20 protein-coding genes are annotated in these 20,001 nt (G+C 42.8%); 18 read left to right on the top strand and 2 right to left on the bottom strand.

The genetic code is table 11. The features are described from left to right. The 3 genes from N8M93_RS22920 to N8M93_RS18550 all read left to right on the top strand — a co-directional run bounded on the left by N8M93_RS22920 (position 1) and on the right by N8M93_RS18550 (position 4,157). On the top strand, positions 1–87 hold the full coding sequence (locus N8M93_RS22920) for an IS3 family transposase (RefSeq protein WP_396125556.1): 87 nt from the start codon (positions 1–3) through the stop codon (positions 85–87). A 513-nt stretch (positions 88–600) separates the two neighbouring features. Next, positions 601–3,615, top strand: coding sequence for a DEAD/DEAH box helicase (locus tag N8M93_RS18555; protein WP_261134138.1), 3,015 nt, complete (start codon positions 601–603; stop codon positions 3,613–3,615). Beyond that, complete coding sequence (locus tag N8M93_RS18550; protein ID WP_261134137.1) at positions 3,612–4,157, top strand: SWIM zinc finger domain-containing protein; 546 nt, start codon at positions 3,612–3,614, stop codon at positions 4,155–4,157. Before N8M93_RS18555 ends, N8M93_RS18550 begins: the two co-directional genes overlap by 4 nt. A gap of 153 nt (positions 4,158–4,310) precedes the next feature. On the opposite strand, the gene N8M93_RS18545 is transcribed toward N8M93_RS18550, so the two are convergent. Further along, the gene (locus tag N8M93_RS18545) at positions 4,311–4,451 is read right to left on the bottom strand and encodes a hypothetical protein (RefSeq protein ID WP_261134136.1); all 141 of its coding nucleotides are present in this window, start codon (positions 4,449–4,451) and stop codon (positions 4,311–4,313) included. Positions 4,452–4,665: 214 nt separating this feature from the next. On the opposite strand from N8M93_RS18545, the gene N8M93_RS18540 reads away from it, so the two are divergent. Both N8M93_RS18540 and N8M93_RS18535 read left to right on the top strand, forming a co-directional pair. Further along, positions 4,666–5,802 carry a conserved virulence factor C family protein gene (locus N8M93_RS18540; RefSeq protein ID WP_261134135.1) on the top strand — a complete coding sequence of 379 codons (1,137 nt, stop codon included), beginning with the start codon at positions 4,666–4,668 and terminating at the stop codon, positions 5,800–5,802. 123 nt (positions 5,803–5,925) lie between these two features. Further along, positions 5,926–6,360, top strand: a complete 435-nt coding sequence (locus N8M93_RS18535; RefSeq protein WP_261134134.1) for a BrxA/BrxB family bacilliredoxin — start codon at positions 5,926–5,928, stop codon at positions 6,358–6,360. 691 nt (positions 6,361–7,051) lie between these two features. Here the strand turns inward: N8M93_RS18535 and N8M93_RS18530 are convergent. Beyond that, positions 7,052–7,219, bottom strand: a complete 168-nt coding sequence (locus N8M93_RS18530; RefSeq protein ID WP_261134143.1) for a YjcZ family sporulation protein — start codon at positions 7,217–7,219, stop codon at positions 7,052–7,054. Positions 7,220–7,440: 221 nt separating this feature from the next. Here N8M93_RS18530 and N8M93_RS18525 point away from each other — a divergent pair, with 221 nt between their 5' ends. From N8M93_RS18525 to N8M93_RS18465, 13 genes are all read left to right on the top strand, one after another. Continuing rightward, complete coding sequence (locus N8M93_RS18525) at positions 7,441–8,214, top strand: class I SAM-dependent methyltransferase (RefSeq protein WP_261134133.1); 774 nt, start codon at positions 7,441–7,443, stop codon at positions 8,212–8,214. Between the two features lie 660 nt (positions 8,215–8,874). Continuing rightward, the gene (locus N8M93_RS18520) at positions 8,875–10,176 is read left to right on the top strand and encodes an MFS transporter (RefSeq protein WP_261134132.1); all 1,302 of its coding nucleotides are present in this window, start codon (positions 8,875–8,877) and stop codon (positions 10,174–10,176) included. A gap of 111 nt (positions 10,177–10,287) precedes the next feature. After that, complete coding sequence (locus N8M93_RS18515) at positions 10,288–11,139, top strand: amidohydrolase family protein (protein ID WP_261134131.1); 852 nt, start codon at positions 10,288–10,290, stop codon at positions 11,137–11,139. 15 nt (positions 11,140–11,154) lie between these two features. Beyond that, positions 11,155–12,186 carry a low specificity L-threonine aldolase gene (locus tag N8M93_RS18510; RefSeq protein ID WP_261134130.1) on the top strand — a complete coding sequence of 344 codons (1,032 nt, stop codon included), beginning with the start codon at positions 11,155–11,157 and terminating at the stop codon, positions 12,184–12,186. Between the two features lie 132 nt (positions 12,187–12,318). Next, complete coding sequence (locus N8M93_RS18505) at positions 12,319–13,230, top strand: rhodanese-related sulfurtransferase (RefSeq protein ID WP_261134129.1); 912 nt, start codon at positions 12,319–12,321, stop codon at positions 13,228–13,230. A 493-nt stretch (positions 13,231–13,723) separates the two neighbouring features. Further along, a complete protein-coding gene (locus N8M93_RS18500; RefSeq protein ID WP_314728308.1) occupies positions 13,724–13,912 on the top strand; it encodes a PLD nuclease N-terminal domain-containing protein in 189 nt (62 codons plus the stop codon). Between the two features lies 1 nt (position 13,913). Then, entirely contained in the window at positions 13,914–14,822 is a 909-nt protein-coding gene (locus tag N8M93_RS18495) for an ABC transporter ATP-binding protein (RefSeq protein ID WP_261134128.1), read from the top strand. Then, entirely contained in the window at positions 14,819–15,595 is a 777-nt protein-coding gene (locus tag N8M93_RS18490) for an ABC transporter permease (RefSeq protein WP_261134127.1), read from the top strand. The genes N8M93_RS18495 and N8M93_RS18490 overlap by 4 nt, the downstream gene beginning before the upstream one ends. A gap of 439 nt (positions 15,596–16,034) precedes the next feature. Next, entirely contained in the window at positions 16,035–16,967 is a 933-nt protein-coding gene (gene rfbA / locus N8M93_RS18485) for a glucose-1-phosphate thymidylyltransferase RfbA (protein WP_261134126.1), read from the top strand. Further along, positions 16,960–17,997 (top strand): dTDP-glucose 4,6-dehydratase, encoded by a 1,038-nt coding sequence (gene rfbB / locus N8M93_RS18480; protein ID WP_261134125.1) that lies wholly within the window; start codon positions 16,960–16,962, stop codon positions 17,995–17,997. Before rfbA ends, rfbB begins: the two co-directional genes overlap by 8 nt. Next, positions 17,976–18,935, top strand: a complete 960-nt coding sequence (locus N8M93_RS18475; RefSeq protein ID WP_261134124.1) for a glycosyltransferase family 2 protein — start codon at positions 17,976–17,978, stop codon at positions 18,933–18,935. Before rfbB ends, N8M93_RS18475 begins: the two co-directional genes overlap by 22 nt. A 4-nt stretch (positions 18,936–18,939) precedes the next feature. After that, positions 18,940–19,629 carry an N-acetyltransferase gene (locus tag N8M93_RS18470; protein WP_261134123.1) on the top strand — a complete coding sequence of 230 codons (690 nt, stop codon included), beginning with the start codon at positions 18,940–18,942 and terminating at the stop codon, positions 19,627–19,629. Next, positions 19,629–19,994 carry an EamA family transporter gene (locus N8M93_RS18465; RefSeq protein WP_261134122.1) on the top strand — a complete coding sequence of 122 codons (366 nt, stop codon included), beginning with the start codon at positions 19,629–19,631 and terminating at the stop codon, positions 19,992–19,994. The genes N8M93_RS18470 and N8M93_RS18465 overlap by 1 nt, the downstream gene beginning before the upstream one ends. Positions 19,995–20,001: the final 7 nt, after the last annotated feature.

Here is a 20,001-nt window from a genome sequence, read left to right as displayed (position 1 = left end):
GTGGAATACTACAATTCCTTTAGGTATCAATGGGGATTAAAAAGAATGACCCCAGAACAATTCCGGGGTCACCTCTTAGCTGCTTAGGTCCTTTTATTAAACTGTCTATTTTTAAGGGTACAGTTCAAGAAAAGCATGATGGGTTTTTGTTTTGGGTTGAATTAAGAAACTACAGTAGTAAGGAAAGAGCCAGGCAAGACCACATGTAATGAAGGATGCAAGTTAACGGACATGAGGGCCGTTATTTGAGAACTATAGAGGGTTTTAAGAGACTTAACGGACATGAGAGACGCTATCTGTCTGTTAAACGATTGATTTCTATGAGTTTGCATTAAATAAGGTCTGTGGTGTCCGTTAACTTAAATAAAAGTGGCATTTACCGCAAAATAAGGTCTCCTATGTCCGTTAACCTTTAAAAGTTTGGAATCCCATTCTTTAGCCACGAAGGGGGTGAATTCGGTGGAAATATAGTTTTTGTGAATTTCCCACAGGCTTTTAAACAAGGGAAGCAATGACGCAATTTATACATTTCAAGAAATATGGTAAAATAGACGTTATGGACAAAATTTGAGGAAACTGGATTCCAATGGGAGTTAGTCGATGATTACATATTATCACTTGCAAATGACATTCATACCATCCCTCGATGAAAGAGGGAAGTTCTTGATCTGGGTGACCAGGCCGAATGGAGAGCCGATCTCCATCAGCAAATCTCGCTTGCAATGGTTACTAGGCGAGTCAGGTCTCTCTCATGTTTTTACAAGTGAACAAGAAGAATGCAAAACGCTCATGGTCGAATGGGACGAGGAGTTTTATGAAGTTGAGGGTATGCTCGTCGATATGTGGCGGGTCTATTTGTATTTACAGAAGCCAGTCGCACACCGGACAGAAGGGTCGTTTTATTTCGGTGAGAGCTTCGTCTACTGGGAATCTGTAGCCCGAAGCATCGAAACGCTGATCCGGAGGGGACAATACTTCCCGACGATCTATGAAATCTCGAAAGAAAAGCGCCACTATGTGTATGCACAATGGATGTTGTCTCGAAAGGTTCTTGAAGGCGGCGCTATGTCCAATTGGCTGAAAACAGCTTCACCACTCATTTTCTCATTTGAGCACTTATCGACATTCCCGATTCGCGAATGGCAGAATTTGATGCTCGATATCTGGACGGATCAAATTTTGAAGCTATTTCTTACTTCTGGTCCTGAAATCGACCTTGATGTAGGCAATTCCGATATTATGAACATTTGGGAAAAAGCCCTTTTGGACCCGAACGCCAGCTTTTTTCATATCGTCGAGAAAAAGGATGAAATCCAAAAGCTTCATGTATTGATCCGTGAAGTTAGAAAGTGGCATTCACCATTAAGTTCCGATTCATACAGGACGCTTGAAAAAGGCCTGCTTCATTTCAAGCAGCAATTCATCCAAACTGGATTCAATGCAACCTCTTTGGAAATCGACTGCTTTCCGTTATCAGATGAAAGCATGTCGTCCTGGGCGATTCAGATTTATGTCAAAGGGACGGAAAAAGAGGAAAAACTACGCGTACCGTTGGATGATCCGAAAGTCATGCGTTCCCATATTAAAGGCTGGGTCGATGACCGCTTGAATTATCTGGTCCAGATGGATGACCTTCTATATAAATCACAGCGTCAGTTAAGGGAATTCGGTTCCACCGAAATCACCCTGGATACACTGCGGGCACTGCATGGAAACTTGAGTGTCTTAAAATCGATGGAAATCAACTTGACGTTCCCGGCAGGCTGGTCGTTCCGCTCGCTTGAGAATAAAGACGTCAAGGTCACGCTGAATGTGAAAAACAACGGTGATCAGGGCATCGGCTTGAGCAGTCTCCTTGATTTTGATTGGCAGATTGCCATCGGTGATATCGAAATGTCGGTAGAGGACTTCAAAAGGCTTGTCCGTTCACAGGCTTACATTATCCAACGTGATGATACGTGGATCATGCTGCCGCAAGCGAAAATCGATCAGATTTATGATGAAATCAGTGAGTTGGAGCCTCTTGTCCGCAATAAAAGCTCGTTTGCTACCCTCGTCGGCGTGGCGTCGAATAACAATGATTTTGACTCGGACATCGAATTCCAGATCGACCGGGAAGTCCACGATTATCTGGAAAACTTTCTGGCACCGACAGAGGAAAAATATGAAATCCCCGAGACATTCAACGGGATTCTCCGGCCATATCAGAAAAAAGGATTCCAGTGGCTCCGTTCTCATCGGGACAGACGGATCGGTGTCTGTCTTGCTGATGACATGGGACTTGGGAAGACCATCCAGGCGATTTCCTATCTGCTGGACAGTGGGCAGGAAGACGGCCCGCATCTGATCGTCAGCCCGACGTCAGTGCTAGGAAATTGGAAACGTGAATTTGAACGGTTTGCACCTTCATTGAATGTTTCGATCCATCACGGAGCAGACCGTGCACAAGATGAACTGACATTCCAACAGTTTTTACATGGGCAGGATGTCATCATCACAAGTTATGCCCTCGTTTTGAGGGACCATGATCTCTTCAAAGATTACCATTGGAACACGATGATTCTGGATGAAGCGCAAATGATCAAAAATCCGACGACAAAGCAAAGTAAAATCGTACGTTCTTTGAAGGCTGTCCACAGAATTGCACTGACCGGAACACCTATGGAAAACCGTTTGGAAGAACTATGGTCGATTTGTGATTTCCTGAACCCTGGATACCTGGGGAACCGCACATCCTTCAGCCAGCAATTCATCCGCCCGATTGAGAAAGAAGGGAATACCGAACGGGTCGAGGTGCTGAAACGTCTGATCCAGCCATTTTTATTGAGAAGATCGAAAATGCAAACCTCGATCGTGGAAGAGCTGCCTGAGAAGACTGAAACGAAAATTCATTGTCAATTGACAAAAGAACAAGCATCGCTCTATCAAATGGTCGTTGATCAAATCCGTGAAAAATTGCTTAAAGCGACAGGGATGGAACGGAGGGGTACGATCCTTGGCGGCATCACGAGACTCAAGCAGGTGTGCAATCATCCCGCTCTATTGACATGGGAAGAGCCGCACGCTGCGCATTCCGGAAAGATCACGAAGTTCCTGGATATTTTAAGGGAAGATGTAAAAGCCGAAGAAAAGGCACTGGTGTTCACACAGTATGTGAAGATGGGGGAAATGCTTGAGAAGTTGCTCGTAAATGAAGAGCCGGATATAAAAGTGTTCTTTTTACATGGAGGAATTCCCTCACAAAAGAGAGAGCAGCTTTTGAAAAAATTCAGAGAAAACCGCAAAAAGTGTGTGTTCATATTATCAATCAAAGCTGGAGGTGTCGGGCTGAACCTGACAGAGGCGAACCACGTCATCCATCTTGACCGCTGGTGGAACCCCGCAGTTGAGAACCAGGCAACCGACCGAGCTTACCGGATCGGCCAGGAACAGAACGTCCAGGTTTATAAAATGATCACACAAGGGACCCTTGAAGAAGGAATCGACAGGTTGATCGATCGGAAGTCGGAACTCACCTCTCAAATTGTAAATCACGAAGACCAATGGGTCACAGAAATGAGCGACAACGAATTCATCGAACTGATCCAATTGCGGGAGAAGGTGTTGAACTCATGACAAAGCAAAAGAACAAGACAAATCCGAAGCTGCAAAATTGGCTGAATCAGTTTACCGATCAAGTCGATTATCAGAGATTCCAACGTGGGATGGTTTTGTACAATGCTCAGCAAATACGTGATTTCCAAGTGTTTCCGAATCACTTCGAATGTGTGGTAGAAGGGGCCCAGGGTGATTATGAAGTCGATGGCTATTTTCAGCTAGTCGATGGGATCCCTCTTTTACCGGAGTATGACGTGACATGTTCATGTCCAGACGAAGCAGCAATCTGCAAACATAGTGTGTGCGCGACGATGTATTTCATTTTGGATGAATTGAGTACTGGTGAAGAAGCTGGTGACAAGTCCCTTCCAGATGCACGGGCAAAATTGATTGAAGAACCACTTACGGAATTGACCGCGAGGATAGATGAGAGTCAGGAATCAATCCTTACCCTTCATACTAAAAGGGAAAGCAGGATCATCGAGAACAAAATGTTCATCGAAAGGGTTCATGAAAGAATCGTTGAGGTCATGGATGAACTAAGAGAACGGAAAATTTAGATGAGGTAGCATGCAAAAGGGGCGGACGATGGATGATCCAGCCCTTTTGCATTTTCTTTTTACACTTAAAGAAAGCATAAAAATACTTTCTTAAGTATAAGTTCAACTAATGGCTCAGCGTACGCCTAAGGCTTGACTTTGCCAAGTTTTTCTTTAAGCGGTTTGATCGTGAAAGGTTTGAGGGATGATTTCGTAATAGTCCCGGTTATACGTAAACATTTGTCCACCTTCTACAGCAACGATACGATCATGTGTGATACTGATGATTCTGCCTTCTACTGGGAGCTTTTTCATGGAATTCCACTCTCCTTTCAATTTTAGGGAAAAATGATTGCTATATGCTATATACCCGATTTTATATTAGAATGAACACTTTTTAGTTAAAAATTTAGAAATTTCTAAAAATATTTTCAGGGCAATAAGAGAGAACCCAAATATTACAAAAGCAATGGTATTCTGTGTTATATTTTTTATAGTAGAGAACGTATGGAAGGGAGTTATTCAAACTATGAAACTGCGCGGTATCGAACCAACACCAAGTCCCAATACGATGAAACTGATTGTAGATAAAGCTTTGCCGAGTGGAACAAACATGAATTTCAAATCTGATCAAAAGGAAGAAGCGCCTGAACCTCTCAACCAATTACTTGCCATCGAAGGGGTCAAGGGTTTGTATTATGTTGCTGATTTCATTGCTCTTGAACGGAATCCGAAACATGATTGGAAAGTGATTCTGCCCAAGGCTCGTCATGTTTTTGGGGAAGAGGCGGAAACAGTTGTTGAAAATGAACAGAATGAGCATGATGAAGACTTTGATGAAGTGAAGGTGTTCATCCAAAAGTTCCGCGGTATTCCGATGCAGATCAAGCTGATTAAAGGGGAGACTGAAAAAAGAGTCGGATTGCCTGAACGATTCATGACCATTGCGATGGAAGCGCAATCCGCATCAGATAATCTGGTGATGGAACGTCAATGGATCGAACAGAGTGCCCGGTATGGAGATATGGAAGCCGTCGGTAATGAGGTGGCTGAAGAAATCAGCGCAGCGTATGATGATGAACGTTTGAACAGACTGAAGGAGCAGGCGTTTGAACAGAACAAGGCTAGCGATGAGTCCCAAAAGAAATCATCTTACAAAGTGACGATGGATATGCTTGAACAGCCAGATTGGAAGGACCGTTATGCAGCATTGGACCAGATGGACCCGACAGAAGAAGATATCCCTGTCCTTGCAAAAGCACTCGAAGATGAAAAAACGTCAATAAGGCGTCTCGCTACTGTATATCTCGGTATGATTGAAGAGCAGAAAGTGCTTCCTCATCTGACGAAAGCATTACAGGATAAGACAGTGACCGTTCGTCGTACAGCCGGTGATTGCATGTCGGATCTGGGCTTTAAAGAGGCGATCCCGGTCATGATCGATTCATTGAAGGATAAAAATAAACTTGTTCGATGGCGTGCTGCGATGTTCTTGTATGAAGTCGGAGATGAATCCGCCATTCCTGCATTGAAAGAGGCGAAGGATGACCCTGAATTCGAGGTAGCGATGCAGGTGAACATGGCTCTCGAACGGATCGAAGGTGGAGAGGAAGCGAAAGGGTCTGTCTGGAAACAGATGACTGATACGATCCAGGGGAAAAAGTGAACCGTATCCCGTAAAGAAGATAGCCGCTTATGGAGTGCTTAATATCTTATCGAGTACTCGTTGATGTTTCGGAACACACATGATAAAGTAAAAACGAGATGAACAAAAATGGAGGTATGTTCCATGTCAATGGCATATGAAGAATACATGAGACAGTTAGTTCAACCGATGAGAGATGAATTGACAGAAGCAGGATTCAACGAATTGAGAACACCTGAAGAAGTCGATGAATATATGGAAAATGTGAAAGGAACCACTTTGATCATGATCAATTCTGTCTGTGGTTGTGCGGCAGGACTTGCTCGTCCGGCTGTACGCCAAGCAATTGAACATGAACATCGTCCAGATAACCTTGTAACTGTTTTTGCCGGGCAAGACAAGGTTGCGACATCCGTGATGAGATCCTATTTCCTTGATATCGAACCATCATCACCATCGATCGCACTGCTTAAAGGGCAAGAAGTCGTACACTTCATTCCCCGCGAAGAAATCGAGGATCATGAACCATCCGATATCGTGACAAACCTGGTCAACGCTTTTGAAACACATTGTAAGTAAGTAAAACAGCCCTATCGCTTTTAAGGTGGTAGGGCTTTTGCGTGCATTAGAAAAATTAGAGGACATCTGTTCCGTTAATCTTGTCTGTAAGGGTTCTTTTTGATGGATTTTACTGGAATAAGGTCTCTCATGTCCTCTAAATATATGGAAATACCATATTTCGTCACAATAAGGTCCTCTAATTCTGAAACCTTGTTGATCGATACTTTCAAAAAGAAAAAAAGCTCGCAAAGCCTCTTTTAGAAATGTGAATCTTTTATTCTTCCGCTTTTCGCTTTCTAGACCCTGGTAGCCACCAGTACCAGTGGCTTATCATTTTTATGAGGGAAGGGACGAGGACAATGCTGACCAAAGTGGCATCGATCAGTATGGCGGTGCGATCGAAACACCTATCTGTTTTAGTATGTAAGAATGAATTTTCATTGTTTCCTCCAAAGTCCCCGATGTTTATAATACCATTATATACTTGATAGAAAATAGGAACTCATTGTTAACATTGATTGATAAAAAATGCTATTTTAATAAATAATCGAAAGCAGATTTTAGTGTCTTAGAAAAGAAAAAATCTGATTGAATGGAATCAACCAGATTGAGGACGTACATAGTTGCAAACGGACTACATACGAAAAGACAAACTCTAGTATTTGAGTTGTTTCATGTAGGCAATGAGCTTGACAGTATCTGTTCAGTTTTAGCAGTCTTTGCCTTTACCTCCGTGGTGAAAAGCTGCTGCTCCGACAATGATCAACAGGATGAACAATACGACGATGATCGCAAACGTATTCCCGCATCCATAACCGTATCCATACCCATATCCTCCATGGTGATAATCATGATGTCCATGATGTCCATGGTGCATTGGATAGCAGTGATGATCATATTCCATGTATTGAGGCATATCCCCCATATGCATCTCTTTTTTCTTTGGCATATACTTTTTCATTTTTTCCAACAGTGTTCCCCTCCAATATTTGGTGATATCTGGTCTGCTATACTTACAAAATATGTACAAATGCCTCAACTGCAACGGGTACAGGAGTGGAATTTTTGTGTACAAACCCATGTTTGAAGGAGAATGAAATGATTATTACGACAGGTGGAAAAGCAAGATCAACGTTGATGAGAAGAGCAAAACATCTAGGTGAAACACTTGGAATCAAGTATGTTGAACGGAGAGATCGATCCATTGAGACACTGATGGATATAAAAGAGCAAGGTGTCATCGTCGTCCGGAAAGAGCGGATCCTTTATTATGATCCAGATGTAAAAGAGCCTGTGTTTTTTCATCCCAATTCAGCAATCTTCCGGATAAAGAGATTGATAAGGGGAGAAGAGGATCCGTTCATTCGGAATGCACGCCTCGTAAAAGGAATGTCATTATTGGACTGCACCCTCGGATGGGCTTCCGATAGTATCGTCGCGAAGTACGTGGTCGGTTCACAGGGGATGGTCGTCGGTATAGAAGGAAGTCCTACGTTAGCAATGTTGACGAGACTGGGGCTAAATGTGTATGAACATGAGATGCGTGAGATTGTTTCTGCCACACGCTCTATTGAAGTCTGTGAAGGGAATCATTATGAAATTCTGAAAGAACTCGATTCTGACAGTTTCGATGTTGTGTATTTTGACCCGATGTTCGAAGAGAAAATCGTGGAGGCAGACGGAATCAAACCATTGAAGCATTATGCTTTGTATGAGCCAATAACTGAAGTGTTGATGGAAGAAGCGAAAAGAGTGGCAAAACAACGAGTCGTATTAAAGGATCACTGGAAAAGTCCACGCTTCACCCAATTCGGCTTTGACGTTGAAATCCGCAAAACCTCCAAATTCCACTACGGCGTCATAGAAGTGTAGGGAAGTTCCTGGACCGGTGCCAGGCACCTCTCAAGAACGTTGATCTGACGGGCTTCATTTTCGGTGCCAGGCACCAAAGTAGATGGTGATCGAGCGAATTGTGGGCAACTTGTACAAAATTAAGGTAATCATGATCAATTTTGATGTGATCTTGAGCAAAAATGATGTGATCTTGAGCAAAATAGGTCCAATCTTGAGCAAAAACATTGTCTTCTTGAGCAATTTAGTAAAATAGACCTAAGCCAAGTACACTTACAAAGTACTTTGCTAAAAAACTGGAATCGGAGCCGGTTCCTGGTCCAGAGCTACGAGCAATGTATCAACAAAAGATTCTGTTTACTTTTGTAAGGGTTTTCTCTATACTTGTTTTTGAGTCGTAAAAATATGAAAGGAGTGGGTATTCATGGTAATCGTTCAATTTGTAGCGACACAGCAAAAACTTTACATTTTACAGGATGGATACCGCTTCGCTATTTAAACCACTGATTGGTTTGTGGATTTATGTGTTTAAAGCTGTGGGATGTGGAATCCTGCGGCTTTTTTGTGTTCAAATGAAAAACTTTCAGCGAAGCAGCTAGGCAGTAGTTCATGTCAATACACCAAGTCTTTTAATGCAATCAAATTACCAATAAATGAAGTACCAGGAAAGTTGGGGGAAAAATGAAAGATACGTGGAGGGCTTATCGTGAAATGGATCGCAATGTATGGATCCGATTCATCGGGGAGTCGATCAATGGAATTGCGTTTATGATGTTGTTGCCATTTTTGGCGTTATATTTGAAAGATCGCGTCGACCATGTTTGGGAGGTCGGGATCGTCATGGGGGTATCTCCTCTTGCATCGGTTATCGGAACCATGATTGGTGGCCGTCTTGCTGATATTTATGGACGTAAACCACTCATGGTCGGTTCGATGGCAGGTAACGCTGTCGTCATGCTTGGTTTTGTCTGGCTGGATGATTTTTGGTCGTTCGTCATTTTATCTTTGTTCCTAGGTTTCTTCAATTCGTTGTTCCATCCCGCTGCATCGGCGATGGTAGCCGATGTGACGTCACCTGAAAAAAGGACAGAAGCATTCGGGCTGCTTCGGATGGGACATAATATCGGTGCCGCCATTGGTCCTCTGATCGGAGCATCGGTTGTCATCTTTTCAAAATCCGTCATTTTCATGATTTCAGCAGCAAGCATGTTTTTCTACGCTGCGATTGTTCTGATATGGATCAAGGAAAGCTTACCGAAAAAAGAAAAATCGCAAAACAATTCGAAAGAAGCACAAAAAGAGGAAAATCTCCCGAGTCCATTCCAGGTGATTTTACGAGATAAGCTTTTGTTCGTCTTCATCATTACGGGCGTGGTGATCTCGATGTCCTTTACTCAAACAGAAGGGATGTTGCCGTTGCACTTCGATCAGACACTACCCAATTTGACAGATGCTCAAAATCCGTATACGTACATGTTGGCTTTCAACGGTTTATTAGTCGTATTGTTCCAGTTCCCGATTTCTCGATGGGCTGGGAACAGGGCGATCGGAAGAGTGATGTTGTATGGTTGTATTCTTTTCGGTTTCGGTTTATTGTCTGTCGGATGGCTGCCACAGGCTTTTCATGCACTTGAAACGAACTACCTGATCGTAATGGTTGTCTTCCTGGTGATATACGGTATTTACACGCTTGGTGAAATGCTGATGTCACCGGTCCAGATGACGTTTGTCGCCAACCTGGCGCCGGAACACCTGCGAGGAACTTATATGGGTGCAGCGGGACTCCAATGGATTTTAGGCGGAGTCGCTGGACCATTTCTCGGTGGAATTTTACTTGAATACAAGCTTGGAAACTTGATGTTCACTATTTTGGGAATCGGCTGTATCATCGCCGGGATCGTTTATTTGTCCCTTTATCGCTGGGTCGAGACCCGTCAAATGTCTGAACCTGCACTTCAGCCGGAAATTTCCTCGGCCAAATAATCCTTGCTCAAGTCATTCCTATGATAAAATGAACATAGAAAATTCAGAACCCTTGCTCAACACGAGTGAGGGTTTCCTTTTCACCCATTATATATCTCTTGGAGGTGTCGGATGAAAATCATTGATGCTCATATGCACTTATCGAAAATCGAAAGCTTCCACAAAACAGCGTTAGACCTTTCTGGTGTGGATTATTCTTCTGAAGGGATCCTCGAAGAATATGAAGAGGCTGGCGTCAGAATTGGCATTGGAATGGGGCTTGCAGAAGTGGAACATAACGGTTTTCCCGATGAATCTGCACGAACGCCAATGGGGCTGGATCTTGCTGACCAGGCAGTTCCGATCGTCTACTGTGCTGGAATCAACCCATATCAGCTCGATGAAGACGCGATGGTAAGATTACGCTCAGAGGTCCAGAAGCCAGAAGTCGTCGGCTTGAAAATCTATTTAGGTTATTATCCTTTCTACGCTTATGATGGAGTGTACGAACCGGTCTATGAATTGGCAAAAGAATTCGATCTGCCTATCGTTTTCCATACCGGAGACACGTACTCCGAGAGAGGGCTTTTGAAATACGCCCATCCGTTGACGTTGGATGAAGTAGCAGTCAAGCACCGTGAAATCAATTTAGTCATGGCGCATTTCGGTGACCCATGGACACTGGATGGAGCAGAGGTTGTTTATAAAAACCGTAACGTTTTCGCAGATTTATCCGGGCTTGTTGTCGGTACTGGAGAGGATATCAAACGTTACAAGGAATCTCCTCGCTTTTTCAATCATTTGTTACATGCACTGACATTCACGGATAACTACAGCAAATTCTTGTTTGGAACGGACTGGCCCCTGGTTCCAGTCAAGCCATATATCGAGTTCATCAAGAGCATCATTCCAAAAAAGCATCATGAGGATGTTTTTTATAATACTGCACTGAATGTATTCCCGAAATTGAAACCATTCATATAAAAGGAGAGGATCGAAGTGATCGATTTACGAAGTGATACGATTACGAAGCCGACGGAAGAAATGCGGAAAGCGATGTATGAAGCTGAAGTCGGAGACGATGTATACGGTGAAGATCCTACAGTTCAACTATTAGAAGAAAAAGCAGCAGAAATCCTTGGTAAAGAAGCAGCATTATTTGTGACTAGCGGTACACAGGGAAATCAGATTGCTGTCCTTACTCACTGTCAACCTGGGAACGAAGTACTGCTTGAAGAGGATGCTCATATTTTTTACTATGAAGGCGGAGCTATTTCCGCATTTGGAGGCGTTCAGACCAGGACGATAAAAGGCAAACGTGGTGCGATCAATCCGAATGATTTACGGGATGCCATCCGTGGGGAAGACGTCCACTTCCCAGAGACAGGTTTGGTTTGTCTCGAAAACACCCATAACCGTGCTGGAGGTGCTATAGTTCCGATCGAGAACATGAGGGAGATCCATCAAGTCGCTCAGGAGCACCACATACCTGTCCATCTGGACGGAGCCCGATTGTTCAATTCGGCAGCTGAACTTGCTGTTCCAGTCAAGGCTTTTACGGAGCATACTTCTACTGTTCAAATTTGCCTTTCAAAAGGTCTTGGTGCCCCTATCGGATCGATCATCGCAGGTAGCGATCCCTTCATACGGCGTGCCCGCAAATGGCGTAAAAGGTTAGGTGGAGGGTTGCGACAGGTCGGTGTGGTTGCAGCACCAGGATTGATCGCTCTCACCAAGATGGCAGACCGGCTGAAGGAAGATCACGAACGTGCAAGACGACTTGCAGATGGATTACGAAACATCACTGATCTGAAAATCAACAATCAGGTAGAAACCAACATTGTCGTTGTTGAAACAGAAGCGACAGGGAAGTCAGTGGATGAAATTTTGTCAGCATTAGAAGCGAAAGGTATCCTTGCCGTCCCATTCGGTCCGACGACAATCCGTTTGACCACCCATCATCAAATCACCGATGAAAACATCGATCAGACGCTCATCGCCTTTCAAAACCTGTTCGAAAAAGTGAAATAAAAGGCTTATTCCATTGGTTACAACAAATTCCATGAAAATTCACTTGCCAAACATTGGTTCGTTTTGCTAATATATAACGTTGTAACTGGTGTTGTACCTGCAATACAATATCAAAGGAATAGGTGATCAACCATGACAAAAGCATATCGAGTATTACTTTATTACAAGTACACTGAACTAGAAAATGCCGAACAATACAAGGATGAGCATCTGCAATTTTGTAAAGATCTCGGCTTGAAAGGTCGAATCCTTATTGCGGATGAAGGGATCAACGGTACAGTATCCGGAACTGTTGAACAGACAGACGCGTATATGCAATCCTTGCTTGACGATGAAAGGTTCGAAGGCATCGAGTTTAAAATAGATGAAGCAGATGGACATGCATTCAAGAAAATGCACGTACGTTATCGACCTGAACTTGTGAACTCTGGTCTTCTAAAAGAAATCAATCCAAATGTCACAACAGGTAAACATTTGAAACCCGAGGAATTTTATGAAGCGATGCAACGTGACGATGTCGTCATCATCGACGCTCGTAACGATTACGAATATGACATCGGGCACTTCAGAGGTGCAATCCGACCAGATATTACGACATTCCGCGAGCTTCCTGATTGGATCAAACTGAACCGTGAGAATTTTGAAGGGAAAAAGATCCTCACATACTGTACAGGCGGAATCCGCTGTGAGAAGTTCTCCGGCTTTTTGAAGAATGAAGGCTTTGAAGACGTAAACCAGTTACACGGTGGAATTATCAATTATTCCAAAAACGAGAAAACAAAAGGACAACTATACGATGGAAAGTGCTACGTCTTCGATGAGCGTATTTCAGTACCGATCAACCGCGTGGAAGAGAAGGTAGTCGGAAAATGCTATTATTGCGGTAAACCTGAGGATCGATACGTAAATTGTGCGAACCCGGAGTGTAACCTTCAACACGTAGCATGTCACGAGTGTGAAGAAAAGCACATGCGTTCATGTTCAGACGAATGTCGTGAACACCCTCGCAACCGCTATGAAAAACCAACTGAACAACAAGCATAAGATACAAAGCACTGCCACGAATGGCGGTGCTTTTTTAGGTGTAATTGAAATAATTCCTGAGTTGTAGAGATGATTATAAAATTGTAGCGTAGAGATAATGACCGCATACACCTTATTAAAGATTTAATTTGGAGGTAATGCCTAAAAAGCCTTAATTTTTTCAAATTGATGAGCTGGAACAATACTAAAACTGCCAATAGAAAAGACGAACAATAAAATACACTGGATAAAATGAAAGACGAAAAGCGTAGGAACATCCGTAGACTCCTGCGGGCACAGCAGAGAGTCGAAGATCCTGGAAGAAAGCGGTTCTTTGCGTTCTGAGGAGGCTGTGGCCGTGCCCGCGGAAAGCGAAGGATGTTGACGAAGCAGCCCTCATTTATTGACAAATTGTTCGGGTATTCTTTAGAACAAAATTCACAGCCTCGATTTTTTGAATCCAAATCCTTTTTCAATCGTATATATAAGAGACAATTTAATAGGGGGTATTGATGTGGACGTCATTAGATGGGAACTGATTTTACCGATATTGATCATTGAACTGATCCTTATTGGACTTGCGTTGTTTGATTGGTTTCGGACGAAGGAGACCAATGGTCCTCGATGGATGTGGCTACTCATTATTTTAATAATAAACCCATTCGGTCCAATACTTTATTTTCTAATTGGAAGGAAGCACTGATATGTCAATGATAACAGTACGTAATTTAAACAAACAATTTGATGGCAAACATGTTGTGAAAAATGTTGATTTTAAACTTAATCCAGGGATGTGTGTCGCTCTTCTAGGGCCGAACGGTGCCGGAAAAACGACAACACTCCGGATGCTTTCAGGACTGATCCGGCCTACTTCTGGGTCGATCATGTTCGAGGGATTGGATGACACGAAAGATATTCGTCGTCATATTGGCTATTTGCCGCAATATCCATCCTTCCATGAATGGATGACAGGGAAGGAATTCCTCATATACGTCGGGCAGCTAGCCTATCTTCCAAAAGTTAAGGCCTCCAGTAAGGCAGACGAAATGTTAAAACTTGTGGGGATATCGGATGCTGCTGATCAGAGGATAAAAAAATATTCTGGAGGTATGAGGCAGCGTCTTGGGATTGCTCAAGCGCTCATTCATGAACCGAAGTTGCTTATGCTTGATGAACCGGTATCAGCATTGGACCCGATCGGCCGGCGTGAAGTATTGACCCTGATGGAGAAGTTGAAAGAACATACGACTCTCCTTTTTTCGACTCATATCCTTAATGATGCCGAAGAGATCAGTGATGAATTGCTCGTCATGCATCATGGTGAGATTTTGGAGGCTGGAAGTATACACGAACTTAGGAGCAAACACCAAGTAGATAAAATCGACTTATGCTTTGCGGAGTCTACGGAGCGTTATTCTGAAACATTCACACAGTTGGATTCTGTTGAACGAGTGGAAATGAACAAAGAATGCTTGCATGTTTTTGTTTCGGACCTAGATGAAGGGCGGAAGGAAATCCTGGAGGTTGTGAAAAATCAGGGATTACCGCTCACGAAGTTTGAGCTTGCTCATACAACCTTAGAGGACATGTTCATGAAGGTGGTGCAGAAATGATGCAATGGTTGGCGGTTTTTCGACGTGAAAATTTAGAGAATTGGCGGAATTTCAAATGGATTTGGGTTCCAATCGTTTTCATTTTACTTGGCGTAATGGACCCGATCAGTATGTATTACTTACCGAAGATCCTTGAGGCGACAGGCGGTCTACCGGAAGGAGCAAGTTTGAATCTGCCACAGTACAGGCCAGAAGATATCATCATGGCCAGCCTTAGCCAGTTCAGTCAACTTGGTGTGTTGATCATTGTATTGATGACGATGGGATTGATCGCACGTGAACGAAGAAGCGGGGTTGCAGAGCTTGTTTTAGTCAAGCCCGTCAAATATCGTACATATATCACTGCGAAGTGGTCCGCGACATCCCTTCTTGTGCTAGTTTCTCTAACCTGTGGCTTGCTGATGAGTTGGTATTATACGAATATTTTATTTGGAGCGCTGTCATTCCAACAATTTTTACAAGTATGGGGTTTCTATAGCTTCTGGCTACTATTCGTCGTTTCCATTTCGATGTTCATGAATACACTCGTAAAGAATTCAGGAGCAGTGGCATTTTTGACGTTCATTACGATTATCTTATCCAGCATCGTCACAAAGATTTTCTCCAGGTATCTTGTTTGGAGTCCGAACAGGCTGTCTGAATATATCATGGATGCAATCAATACAGGCACAGTCCCTGGAGAACTTTTAGGGGCAATGGGAGTGACCTCGGTTCTCATCTTTCTGCTGATAACAGGGTCAGTATTCATGCTCAGAACGAAAGAAATGGCTTGACCCAAATAGGTTACTTTTTCCATGTATTTTTACAAAGTCCGTTTTCTAAAAACTCGTGCGGGCAAAACAATCCAGTCGAAATCCCACTGCAAGGATCTGGGGAGACTTGCGGGTCGTGAGGTACCAGCTTTCAAGAACCAATACAAAAAATCAACTCGGTTGATGGAATTTTCTATATATTCCACATCCGGGTTTTTTTGCACTGAAGAAAGTATAAAAATACTTTCTTCAGTATAAGCGCAACTAAGGCTCAGCCTGCGCCAAAGCTTGGCTTTACCCAGTTTTCTTTATTGGATGACGAATTATTACAATAAGTAAACAAAATTTAACGGAAAGGTAGGTTTAAAAGTATTTCGGGAAAGGAAACAAATTTATATCTTGAAAAAATCACCATGAGATTCCACCAAGATCTATAAGACGATTGGATGGAGGGGTTTACATGAAAGGAATCATTCTAGCAGGAGGCAGCGGAACCCGGTTGTCCCCAAGCACCGACAGCATTAATAAACATCTGCTGGCAGTGTTCGATAAGCCAATGATCTATTACCCGTTATCGATCTTGATGTTGGCGGGTATTAAAGAAGTGATGATCATCAGTACCCCGGAGGATAAACCGCGGTTTGAAAAGTTGCTCGGTGACGGTTCATCGTTAGGAATCACTCTTACCTATCGTGTACAAACTGAACCGAACGGAATCCCTGAAGCGTTCATCATTGGTGAAGACTTTATCGGTAATGATGATGTGACGTTGATTCTAGGAGATAACATTTTTTACGGTCAAGGATTCACCAATCTATTGAGGCAAGCGATAAACAACCATGAACATGCTACGATTTTCGGATATAGGGTGAAGGATCCAAGAAGATTCGGTGTCGTTGAATTCGACTCGAACCAAAAAGTCGTTTCACTTGAAGAAAAACCTGACGACCCAAAATCGGACTTCGCAGTGACGGGATTATACATCTATGATCATAAAGTCGTTGATATAGCGAAAAGGCTTAATTTTTCACAACGAGGTGAGCTGGAAATCACAGATGTCAATAAAGAGTATTTGAAGAGAAACAAGATGCATGTCCAATTATTAGGAAGAGGATTTGCATGGCTGGATGCTGGAACGCATGACGCTTTGTTCGAAGCCTCTGAATTTGTGAAAAACATACAGCAGCGGCAAGGTTTCAAGCTTGCATGCCTTGAGGAGATCGCTTTTTATCTAGGATATATCACAAAAGAGGAATTGTGGGAGAAAGGCGAAGCTATGAAAAAGACCGACTACGGTCAATATCTGTTGGAAATTGCGCAAAGGAAACACACGCAACAATATTGGGATTCAATCGATCAAAATCCTATATTGGGGTTGGTGCAAAATGACTGACGGAAAACAAACTCTCCTTGTAACGGGGGGCGCTGGATTCATCGGATCGAATTTCATTCATTATATACCGGAAAAATATCCTGATTACCAGATTATCAATATTGATAAACTGACGTATGCTGGCTCTCTTGCTAACCTTCACGAGATAGAAACGAATCCCAATTATCAGTTCATTGAAGGTGATATTGCGGATTTCCGACTTGTCAGTGATGTTTTTGCTCAACACGATATTACAGGGGTCATCCACTTTGCGGCGGAATCCCATGTCGATAATTCGATTGAAAATGCAAGCCCTTTTGTTATTACGAATGTTGTAGGGACTGTTAATCTTCTTCAAGCTGCAAAACAGTCCTGGGAAGAAAAAGGGGAATTGTCTGAACGACGATTCCATCATATTTCGACGGACGAAGTTTATGGGTCTCTCGAGAACGAAACAGACCAGTTCACCGAAGAGACTCCTTATGATCCACGAAACCCTTACAGTGCGTCAAAAGCGAGCGCGAACATGCTTGTCAAGAGTTTCAGCCATACCCATGGGATGAATGTAGTCATTTCCAGCAGTTCGAATAATTATGGACCGCGGCAGCACAATGAAAAATTGATTCCGACAATCTTGTCAAAAGCATTGTCACTAGAACCGATTCCGATTTATGGAGATGGTCAAAACATCAGAGATTGGTTGTATGTCGAGGATCATTGCAGAGCCCTTGACCTTATCTATCACCAGGGAACTGCAGGGGAAAGTTACAATATTGGTGGCGGTAACGAATGGACCAACCTGGATTTGACGATGAAGATCTGTTTGATCCTCAATGAAATGAAACCTGATGGATTAGACCAAGCATCCATTACAAGTTTCCAAGACTTGATTACGTTTGTAGAAGATCGTCCGGGCCATGACCTTAGATATTCTGTAGATGATCGGAAAATCCGCCAATCCCTTGGGTGGAAACCAAACATGGCGTTGGATTCAGGATTGCGATCTACTGTGGAGTGGTACAGCCGTAAATGGGAAAAGGTGAAGATTTGATATCTGTAGTCATTCCGGTCTACGGATGTGAAATGTGCTTGGACGAGCTAAGCAAACGTTTGAAAAAGACGCTTGATGAGATTGGCACAGAATATGAAATCATCATGGTCAATGATGGAAGTCCAGATGATGCTTGGAATACAATCAAAAGACTAAGTGAGGAAAATGAAAGAATCAAAGGGATTGATCTATCGAGGAATTTTGGTCAACATCATGCAATCACAGCCGGGCTTGATCATACATCAGGGGATTGGGTCGTCGTTATGGATTGTGATTTGCAGGACCGTCCAGAGAACATTAAAGAACTCTATGGAAAAGCGAAAGAAGGCTATGAGGTCGTATTTGGAAAACGAATTGTACGTCAAGACAAGTTTTTAAAGAGGCTTTCATCCAAGATGTTTTATAAAGTCTATGACTATCTCACAGATCAATCATCCGATCATACAATCGCCAATTTCAGCATCAGTTCGAAAAACGTTATTGATAGTTTCCGAAGGATGAGGGAACAGAATCGTTTATTCCCGCTATTCATCAAGTGGATGGGATTCAAGACGGCAACTGTCGCAATCGAACACAACTGCCGTAAAGAAGGAAAGAGCTCTTATAATTTGAAAAAACTGATCATATTAGCAACTGATGTGATCATCTCGCAATCGAACAAACCGCTGAGACTATCAATCCAATTCGGATTTTTAATTTCATTGGGCTCTTTTTTATACGGACTCTTTTTGTTCATCCGTTACTTTTTCCTTTCAGTGCCCGTACAGGGGTGGACAAGCGTGATGGTTTCCCTTTATTTCATCGGAGGTTTGATTTTTTTCAATTTTGGTATTCTCGGTTTATATATTGGTAAGGTATTCAATGAAACGAAGGGCCGTCCGTTGTATCTCATCCAAAACAAAACAGAAGGATTTGATAATGGAAAGGACAGGAGGTGATGGGATGGCCAGATTTATCAAAGAAACGCCTTGGGATAAAAGGAATTTCGGAATAGATACCTATGAACTGACCGCTTCGTCTGAGGAGGCGCTTGAAGAAGCAGAAAAAGTAAATGGACATTTCACACTTAAAGTCGATCCGCTGGAAAATAAGGAGTCGATTGTGAGACATGGCTTCTACTATACAGATACGATGATTGAACCGGTATGCAGCAAGGATAAACTGAAATCTTATGATCATGAAAATATCCGGGTCTCCAGGGTAGGAGATCTTGAAGTCATCATGAAGATTGCAGAGGAAGTTTTCACATACGGAAGATTCCATCGGGATTTCCACATTCCTTCTAAGATGGCAAACATGAGATACGCGAATTGGGTAAAGGATCTCTACGATAAAGATCAAGTTTTCTTTTTATCTTATGAAGGTGAAATGGCCGCATTCTATGCATATGAAGACGAGAAAATACTATTGATCGGTTTAAAGAAAGAATTCATGCAGCGTGGTTTGACCAAATATATGATCCAAAAGGCTTGTCAGGCACAGTTCGAACTTGGAGGTTACTCTCATTTGAAAACCTCTATCTCGGCGGCGAACCTTCCATCCTTGAATTTATTCCTATCTCTTGGATTTAAATTGACCCGTACATTCGATGTCTATCATAAATTGAATGGACCCGCACCGGAGGAAGAATGATGGGGTATTTCTATATTTTCGGGACGATTTTTTTTACAGTGTATGGACAACTAGTCTTAAAATGGCGAATCGGAAAATTCGGGTCTTTGCCTGTAGGTTGGAAGGATAAGCTGATATTCCTGTTACAGCTATTATTCGACCCGCTGATCTTTTCGGGATTCATTTCTGCGTTCATTGCCTCCCTTTTTTGGATGGCGGCGATGACAAAGTTCAATATCAGTTATGCATATCCTTTCATGAGTCTATCGTTTGTTCTTGTATTTCTACTTTCGGTATTTTTATTCCAGGAACCCGTCACAGTCCATAAAGTGGTCGGTTTGTCTCTGATTGTGATCGGAATAATAGTAACTAGTCAATCCTTATGAGGTGGTA

Source organism: Bacillus sp. Marseille-Q3570, from assembly GCF_946151055.1.
Taxonomy (GTDB): domain Bacteria; phylum Bacillota; class Bacilli; order Bacillales; family Fictibacillaceae; genus Pseudalkalibacillus.
Note: the sequence above shows the minus strand (reverse complement) of the source record. Positions and strands in the feature narration are given on the sequence as shown.

Coding starts and splice junctions, on each gene's coding strand:
- N8M93_RS18555 (WP_261134138.1), top strand. CDS start 601: ATGATTACATATTATCACTTGCAAATGACATTCATACCATCCCTCGAT.
- N8M93_RS18550 (WP_261134137.1), top strand. CDS start 3,612: ATGACAAAGCAAAAGAACAAGACAAATCCGAAGCTGCAAAATTGGCTG.
- N8M93_RS18545 (WP_261134136.1), bottom strand. CDS start 4,451: ATGAAAAAGCTCCCAGTAGAAGGCAGAATCATCAGTATCACACATGAT.
- N8M93_RS18540 (WP_261134135.1), top strand. CDS start 4,666: ATGAAACTGCGCGGTATCGAACCAACACCAAGTCCCAATACGATGAAA.
- N8M93_RS18535 (WP_261134134.1), top strand. CDS start 5,926: ATGTCAATGGCATATGAAGAATACATGAGACAGTTAGTTCAACCGATG.
- N8M93_RS18530 (WP_261134143.1), bottom strand. CDS start 7,219: ATGCACCATGGACATCATGGACATCATGATTATCACCATGGAGGATAT.
- N8M93_RS18525 (WP_261134133.1), top strand. CDS start 7,441: ATGATTATTACGACAGGTGGAAAAGCAAGATCAACGTTGATGAGAAGA.
- N8M93_RS18520 (WP_261134132.1), top strand. CDS start 8,875: ATGAAAGATACGTGGAGGGCTTATCGTGAAATGGATCGCAATGTATGG.
- N8M93_RS18515 (WP_261134131.1), top strand. CDS start 10,288: ATGAAAATCATTGATGCTCATATGCACTTATCGAAAATCGAAAGCTTC.
- N8M93_RS18505 (WP_261134129.1), top strand. CDS start 12,319: ATGACAAAAGCATATCGAGTATTACTTTATTACAAGTACACTGAACTA.
- N8M93_RS18495 (WP_261134128.1), top strand. CDS start 13,914: ATGTCAATGATAACAGTACGTAATTTAAACAAACAATTTGATGGCAAA.
- N8M93_RS18490 (WP_261134127.1), top strand. CDS start 14,819: ATGATGCAATGGTTGGCGGTTTTTCGACGTGAAAATTTAGAGAATTGG.
- rfbA (WP_261134126.1), top strand. CDS start 16,035: ATGAAAGGAATCATTCTAGCAGGAGGCAGCGGAACCCGGTTGTCCCCA.
- rfbB (WP_261134125.1), top strand. CDS start 16,960: ATGACTGACGGAAAACAAACTCTCCTTGTAACGGGGGGCGCTGGATTC.
- N8M93_RS18475 (WP_261134124.1), top strand. CDS start 17,976: ATGGGAAAAGGTGAAGATTTGATATCTGTAGTCATTCCGGTCTACGGA.
- N8M93_RS18470 (WP_261134123.1), top strand. CDS start 18,940: ATGGCCAGATTTATCAAAGAAACGCCTTGGGATAAAAGGAATTTCGGA.
- N8M93_RS18465 (WP_261134122.1), top strand. CDS start 19,629: ATGGGGTATTTCTATATTTTCGGGACGATTTTTTTTACAGTGTATGGA.